This is a genomic window from Nocardiopsis sp. TNDT3 (assembly GCF_003427465.1).
Taxonomy (GTDB): domain Bacteria; phylum Actinomycetota; class Actinomycetes; order Streptosporangiales; family Streptosporangiaceae; genus Nocardiopsis; species Nocardiopsis dassonvillei.
Genome location: NZ_QPFC01001423.1, coordinates 1 through 1,397 on the forward strand (window position 1 = coordinate 1; position 1,397 = coordinate 1,397).

A 1,397-nucleotide genomic window follows, 5' to 3' on the forward strand; every position below is an offset into this window, starting at 1 on the left:
GTGATCCGGGGCGGCGTCAACATCTTCCCGGCCGAGGTGGAGCGCGAACTCGGAGCCCACCCCGCCCTCGCGGAGGCCCACTGCGTGCCCGTGCCCGACCCCGACCTGGGCGAGCGCATGTGCGCCTGCGTGTCCCCCGCCGAGGGGGCCGCCGCGCCCTCCCCGAGCGAGCTCATCGCCTTCCTGCGCGACGAACGCGGCCTGGACGTCCGCTCGCTGCCCGAACACGTGGTCGTGCTGCCCGAACTGCCGCTCGGCCCGACCGGGAAGGTGTGCACGGCCACCCTCGCCCGCGTCGCCGCCGAGATCGTCGGCGCGCACCGCCCGCCGAGCCGGGCGGCGGCGGACGGCGGTTCGGCCCCGCCGGACCCCGTAGCCCGACCAGCCGGACCGGCCCCGACGACCCGACCGACCTGCCCAGCCCCGACGACCCGACCGACGCCGAGGGAGACACCCGTGACCGACGCCGCCGAGGACCAGCGCTACGTCTTCGACAACCACAGCGAGCACGCCTTCGACCAGCACCGCTTCCTGGCCGCCGCCTACGACCCCATGACCACCGAACGCCTGGAACAGACCGGTGTCGGGCCGGGGTGGAACTGCCTGGAGGTGGGTGCCGGGGGCGGCAGCGTCGCGCTCTGGCTGGCCGACCGGGTCGCCCCGGGCGGAAGCGTGCTGGCCACCGACATCAAGCCCGAGCGCGTCCCCGCCGCAGAGGGCCTGGAGGTCGTCCGCCACGACGTGGTCCGCGACCCGCTGCCCGAGGCCGCCTTCGACCTCATCCACTCCCGGCTGGTGCTGCTGCACATCCCGGAGCGGATCGCGGTCCTGGACCGCCTGGTGCGCGCGCTCAAGCCCGGCGGCGTGCTCCAGCTCGACGAGTTCGACATCACCTACGGCCCGGCGCTCCTCATGCCCGACGCCGAGTCCCAGAAGCTCTACGAGGAGTTCCAGGAGGCCAAGACCAGGCTGATGATCCGCGCCGGAGCCGACCCGGCCTGGGGGCGCAACGCCGCCGAGGCGATGCGCGGCGCGGGTCTGGTGGACATCGACCCCCAGCCCCGGCTGGAGCTGTGGAACGCCGACTCCCCCGGCGTGCACCTGATCGCTCACCACACCCGCCACCTGCGTGACGCCTTCGTGGACGAGGGGATGACCGACGAGCGGCTCGCCGAGGTGCGCGCGCTCCTGGCGGACCCGTCCTTCCGGGCCAGCTCCTGCGCGATCTACTCGGTCCAGGGCCGCCGCCCCCTCCGATAACCGCCGGTCGGCCGGTCGCGCCTGGGATGAGCCGCCGCGCCCGGTGCCCGGTCCTCACCCCCCAGCGGGACCGGGGGCGGGGCCGGAGGCGGGGAACCCCGGCGGGCGTCCGCCACCGGCGCGCCCCAAGAGTCGGA

Annotated in this window: 1 protein-coding gene; it reads left to right on the top strand. The window is 75.4% G+C overall.

The genetic code is table 11. From position 1 onward, the window contains the following. Positions 1-1,260: methyltransferase domain-containing protein (locus DQW06_RS29350; RefSeq protein ID WP_198662583.1), on the top strand; the 1,260-nt coding region annotated here is incomplete at its 5' end. Positions 1,261-1,397 lie beyond the last annotated feature (137 nt).